This is a genomic window from Cloacibacillus sp. (assembly GCA_036655895.1).
Lineage (GTDB): Bacteria > Synergistota > Synergistia > Synergistales > Synergistaceae > JAVVPF01.
Genome location: JAVVPF010000065.1, coordinates 1 through 5,573, shown reverse-complemented (window position 1 = coordinate 5,573; position 5,573 = coordinate 1). Strand labels below are relative to the sequence as shown.

Here is a 5,573-nt window from a genome sequence, read left to right as displayed (position 1 = left end):
TTTTCATTTCTTCGTGGCTGGTGCGGAAGCCGTCGAAGAAATGAAGGACTGGCACTTTTCCTTCGAGGGTTGCCATTTGAGCTATTAGGGCGTTGTCCATTGATTCCTGGACTGTGGCGGAGGCGAGCATTGCCCAGCCTGTGTTGCGGACGGCCATTACGTCTGAGTGGTCTCCGAAGATGGAGAGGGCGTGGGTGGCGAGGCTTCTTGCCGTTACGTGCATTACTGTGCTTGTAAGTTCGCCCGCTATTTTGTACATGTTGGGGATCATGAGGAGTAGGCCCTGGGACGCGGTGAAGGTTGTGCAGAGGGCTCCCGCCTGGAGCGCTCCGTGGTAGGCGCCTGCGGCGCCCGCTTCGCTCTGCATCTCTTCTACGAGCGGCACTGTGCCCCAGATGTTCGGACGGTTTTCTGCCGACCACTGATCCGACCATTCTCCCATGGGCGACGACGGGGTGATGGGATAGATAGATATAACTTCGTTTACGGCGTGCGCTACGTGCGCCGCGCCTTCGTTGCCGTCTAGGGTTACCATAGTTTTCGATACCATTGCTATTACCTCCCATATTTTCCTAACGTTTAGGCAGTGACGCCATAATTGTCAATGAATTTTTTATGCAGGTTCTATAACGACGCCGCGCCCGAAAAAAATTCTTCGCGGACACAGCGCACAAACGACGCGCTCGCGAAGCGGGACGGACATTTAAGATAATATACCATAAGTGATGAGATTTATGAGCATTCTTGCGATGCTTTTTTACAAAAAATGTTCCAGCGCCTTTTTCGCGGCAAAGCGGGCGAAAATAAATGATTTGCGCGCCGCGCGCTTTTTCGTTTGTCTCCAGTGCCGTTGTGATGATAAACTTATAGGTGCACATCTTATGAATAATACGGGAGATTTTATGAAAAGACTCGCAGGGAAATTTTTTACAGTACATATACAGGGCTGCCGCACGAACCAGTACGAGGGAGAGTCGATAGCGGCCGCGCTTGAGGCGGAGGGGGCCGTCTGGCGCGACGAAGCGCCGGACATCGCGGTCATCGTCACATGCACTATCACGGCTGTCGCCGACAGAAAGTGCCGCAAGCTCATCCGCCGCGCGCGGCGCGAAAACCCGAATGCCGTAATCGCCGCCTGCGGCTGCTACGCGCAGAAGGTCACGGAGGAGGAGCGAGCGGCGCTTGGGATAGACATCGTGGCGGGCAACAGGCTAAAGCACCTTCTGCCCGAGATGATAGCGGCGCGCTTTAACGGAGCGGCGCCTTCTATCAGAATAGACGCCAATATAGAAGAAGAAAACAGTTGGGACGCGCTTTCGCTGGACAGGCCCCGGCTTCATTCGCGCGCGTTCCTCAAGGTGCAGGACGGGTGCAGCCATTACTGCGCCTACTGCATCGTGCCGTATGTGCGAGGAAGGCCCGTATCGAGGCCCTTCGGCGCGGCCGTCGCGGAGGCGCGCCGCATAACGGAGGCGGGCTGCCCTGAGATCGTGCTGACCGGCGTGCATCTCGGCCTTTACGACAGGCTGCCGGAGCTGGTGCGCGCTATAGGGTCGCTGCCTTCGCTCAAACGGCTGCGCTTTGGCTCTATAGAGCCTTTCGCTGTGGACGAGCGGCTGCTTGAGGCGCTTGCCGAAACGCCGACATTCTGCCCACACCTACACATGCCGCTGCAGTCGGGGGACGACGGCGTGCTTTCCGCGATGAAACGCGGCTACACGCAGCAACAATACGCGGCGGTCGTAACAAGGGCGCGGGCGGCGCTTGGCTCTGAGCTTCACGTGAGCACCGACCTCATGGTGGGCTTTCCCACGGAGGACGACGCGGCCTTCAAAGAGAGCCTCTCTTTTGTGAAGGCTACGGCTTTCGGCAAGGTGCACGTCTTTCCCTATTCACCGCGCGAAGGCACACCAGCCGCCGCAATGCCTCAGCTTTGCGCGGCGTCGGTCCGTCCGCGCGTGGACGAGGCGCTTTGCGCGGCGGAGGCTCTGCACAAAAACTTCTGCCTGCGTCATGCCGGACAAGAGGCCGTCATACTTGTGGAAGAAAACGCCGGCGGCGTCGTGCGCGGCCTCACGAGAAATTATATACGCGTCACAGGGCGCGCCTTTGCGAAAATAAACGAAGAGACGACGCTTATCCCAGTCAAATATTCGCACGAAGGGCTGGCGACGGAGGATGCGCCGGAAGACTGCGCACAAACAGACGAAGTCTCAATAATTTAAAAAGGGTATGCCGTCCGCGGGACAGGCCGCCTCCGAAGGCGGCAGCATCGCCGCATCTAGTAAAAATTATCCTGTCAGTATTTTAGATAATTTAGGTGAATTGTGCGGCCTTCGATTGTTGACAAAATATAACTCGATACCGCATAATACATAGATGTAATAAATTAGAAAGACATCAGGCGGATTTAAAAGCGGTGTTTCGCTTTGGTGTTACCCCGACTGAGAAAGGGGGGAATGTTGATGACCACCGTAACAAGACGCGACAACGAGTCGATCGAAGATGCACTCAAACGTTTTAAAAGAGAGCTTCGGAAGGTGGGCGTGCTTCGTGAAGCGAAGAAGCATGAACATTACGAAAAACCCAGCGAAATCAAAAAACGTAAGAAGGCCGAGATGGCACGAAACAAAGGCAGGAGGGCGGATTATTAATGTCTGACCTAGGAGAAAGGATCCAAAAGGATCTGGTTGCAGCTATGAAGGCAAAAGACGAGCTGACACTCTCCGTACTGCGGATGCTGAAATCTGCCGAACAACTGGCGCAGGTGGAAAAGGGAAAAGACAACCCGCTGACGGACGACGATATACTTGTATTGGTCCGCCGCCTACTAAAGCAGCGCTTTGAAGCCGCGGAGATGTACAAAAACGGCGGAGCGCTCGACCGTGCCGAACGCGAGCTCGCGGAGGCCACGGTGCTTGAGGCATACCAGCCGGCGCAGCTCTCGGACGAGGAACTGATAAAGATAGTAAAAACCGTTGCCGAAACAGTCGGCGCATCCGGCCCGAAAGACATGGGCAAAATGATGGGCAAGACTATGGCGGCGGCGAAGGGCCAGGCTGACGGAAACAGGGTCAAAGCGGCAGTTCAGCAATATCTGGATCAGCTCGTTTAAAGTTACAAATCCAAAAATCAAAGTGCCGGAGCTTATCCGGCGCTTTTTTAGTATGCACAGGCCGCGCGAAAACAAATAGCTCAGCCCAATATTGCAGAATATGTAATGGCCGCTGCCTTAAACGGGCGCTGCCATAAGGAGGATGAAATTGATGGAGACCTACAAAATACCGTTGGTGCCCGGCCCCTCTTCGGTGCCTCTTAAATACCGCGAGGTCTATCTGACGGACTTCGGCAGCGCGGACCTTGAAGAGGATTTCTTTGCTCTGCTTTCCGAAAACGTTTCGCTTCTTCAAAAGACACTGAAAACTAAAAACGACGTCGTAATAGGCTCGGGCGAGGCCATGTCCGTGCTTTGGGGCGCGCTCAAAAGCGTGGCCGCACCAGGCAGCCGCGTGCTTGCCGTATCAAACGGCCTCTTTGGACACGGCTTCGGCGAGATGGCGGAGGCGATAGGCGTCACAGCGGACTATCTCGAAGCGCCTGACGGGGATTTCGTGACCGCCTCCGCGCTGCGCGACAAAATAGCCGAATTTCGCCCAGACATCATCACCGCCGTACACTGCGAAACGCCAAGCGGGCTGCTGAACCCGATAGGCGAAATAGCGCCGGTGGCGGCAGAAAGCGGCGCGCTCTTTATCGTCGACTTCGTGGCAAGCGCAATAGGCACAGACGTCCGCGTCGACGAATGGGGCATCGACCTCGGGCTGCTGGGGAGCCAGAAGTGCCTTTCGCTGCTGCCGGACATCTGCGCGCTCACCGTAAGCGATAAAGCGTGGAAGCGTGCAGAAGAGGTGAACTACGCGGGCTACGACGCGATACTTCCGTGGCGCGGCGCGCTTGAAATGAAGGCTACGCCCTACACGCACAACTGGCACGCGAACAAGGCGCTGAACCTAGCGTTAAAGAGCGTGCTAGAGGAAGGGCTAGAAAACTCCTTCAAGCGTCACGAAGAGGCAGCCGCCCTATGCCGCCTCCGCGCGCGCCAGCTCGGGCTTTCGCTGTACGCGGCGAAGGAGGAGCTTGCCTCCCCCACCGTCACCGCGATCATGGTGCCAGACGGATGGAGCTGGCCTGAATTTGACGCGGCCCTCCGCGTTGAGGGGCTTGCCGTCGGCGGCAGCTACGGAGCGCTTGCCGGAAAGGTCTTCCGCATAGGGCACATGGGAAGCCAGGCGGATAAAGCGCTCGTCCTGCGCGGCATGGAGGTCATAGAACATGTGCTTGCCTCAAAAAAGGCCTGACTGCGATAGACCGCGTGCAAGACTATAAAAAATAGCGGGAAGGGGCGTCCGTTGCTGCGCTCCTTCCCGTTTTAGTCCGCACACACTGCGTGCGGAAAGTTTTTAGTTTTTAGGCGTTATCGTTTTTTGCCTCAGCCTCTTTTGCACCGTCGTCTTTTCTTAGGGCGGTTGCGGGCAGTTCCACTATCTCGCAGCTTTCTTCCATCTCGTCCTCATCCGTTGCGGTGTTTTCAACGGAGGGGTCCCTTCTGCGGCTGGACGCTACGACCTCGGGATCATCCTCGGTATAGACCGTCCTGCGGCCGCCGGAAACCTCGCGCCGTTCTCCGTCCGCCCCAGGCTCCCGCCTGAAGTCGCGGTTCGTGTAGACGGTGAAGGACGAAGAGCCGCGCAGAAATTTGTATATTATCAGGGCAAAGAGTAAAAACCCTATAAGCGCCATCATAAGTAGCATCGCCGGGAAGGCGAAGCCGAATATGAGGGTCCCCAACAGCAGAAGCAGTAAAAATCTCATCTGGTTCCTCCGAAATAGTTATTTGCCCTTTTTGTTGCCGCGCTTGTCCGAGCCGTAGAACTTGCCGAAGGCGGACGGTTTCGCGCCGCTGTGTCCCTTAGCTGGACGGCCCGCGCCCGAAGGCTTCCCCGGCGCGCCCTGCTTTCCGAACTTTTTGCCTGAGGCCGGCCTCTCGTCCGCGCGCTGCGGCTTTGAGCCGCCTCTTTCGCCAAAGGAGCGTTCTTCGTTCCTCGGCGCGCCGAACTTTTTGCCGTAGGCCGGCTTGTCGCCAGCGCGGTACGGCTTTGCGCCGTCCTGACGCTGCGGTCTGTCGTCGTTGCTGCGGTACGGCCTTGCGCCGTCCTGACGCTGCGACCTGTCGTCGTTGCTGCGGTACGGCTTTGCGCCGTCCTGACGCTGCGGCCTGTCGTCGTTGTTGCGGTATGGCCTTGCGCCGTCCGCGCGCTGCGGCCTGTCGTCGTTGCTGCGGTACGGCCTTGCGCCGTCCTGACGCTGCGGTCTGCCGTCGTTGCTGCGGTACGGCCGTGCGCCTTCCGCGCGCTGCGGTCTGCCGTCGTTGCCGCGATAGGGCCTTGCGCCTTCCGCGCGCTGCGGACGTTGTTCGCGGCCGCCTTCGATGAAGCGCTCTTCGCGCTGCGCCGCAGGCCTCGCCGTGCGGTTCGCGCCAAAGCCGCGCTCTGCGCGCGCCTCAAACGGCTGCG

Annotated in this window: 7 protein-coding genes; 4 read left to right on the top strand and 3 right to left on the bottom strand. The window is 57.9% G+C overall.

Annotated features, from left to right (window positions below; genetic code table 11):
- Positions 1 to 550: pyruvate:ferredoxin (flavodoxin) oxidoreductase (locus tag RRY12_12360; protein ID MEG2185465.1), on the bottom strand; the 550-nt coding region annotated here is incomplete at its 3' end.
- A 352-nt stretch (positions 551 to 902) separates the two neighbouring features.
- Between RRY12_12360 and RRY12_12355 the strand changes: the two genes are divergently transcribed.
- From RRY12_12355 to RRY12_12340, 4 genes are all read left to right on the top strand, one after another.
- On the top strand, positions 903 to 2,225 hold the full coding sequence (locus RRY12_12355) for a MiaB/RimO family radical SAM methylthiotransferase (protein MEG2185464.1): 1,323 nt from the start codon (positions 903 to 905) through the stop codon (positions 2,223 to 2,225).
- Between the two features lie 240 nt (positions 2,226 to 2,465).
- Positions 2,466 to 2,654, top strand: coding sequence for a 30S ribosomal protein S21 (gene rpsU / locus RRY12_12350; protein MEG2185463.1), 189 nt, complete (start codon positions 2,466 to 2,468; stop codon positions 2,652 to 2,654).
- Positions 2,654 to 3,115, top strand: coding sequence for a GatB/YqeY domain-containing protein (locus RRY12_12345; GenBank protein MEG2185462.1), 462 nt, complete (start codon positions 2,654 to 2,656; stop codon positions 3,113 to 3,115). The genes rpsU and RRY12_12345 overlap by 1 nt, the downstream gene beginning before the upstream one ends.
- A gap of 151 nt (positions 3,116 to 3,266) precedes the next feature.
- Positions 3,267 to 4,358 carry an aminotransferase class V-fold PLP-dependent enzyme gene (locus tag RRY12_12340; GenBank protein MEG2185461.1) on the top strand — a complete coding sequence of 364 codons (1,092 nt, stop codon included), beginning with the start codon at positions 3,267 to 3,269 and terminating at the stop codon, positions 4,356 to 4,358.
- 109 nt (positions 4,359 to 4,467) lie between these two features.
- Here RRY12_12340 and RRY12_12335 read toward each other — a convergent pair whose 3' ends face one another.
- Both RRY12_12335 and RRY12_12330 read right to left on the bottom strand, forming a co-directional pair.
- A complete protein-coding gene (locus RRY12_12335; GenBank protein MEG2185460.1) occupies positions 4,468 to 4,872 on the bottom strand; it encodes a hypothetical protein in 405 nt (134 codons plus the stop codon).
- Between the two features lie 18 nt (positions 4,873 to 4,890).
- Positions 4,891 to 5,573, bottom strand: a 683-nt coding sequence (locus tag RRY12_12330; protein MEG2185459.1) for a hypothetical protein, incomplete at its 5' end; no start/stop codon positions are given.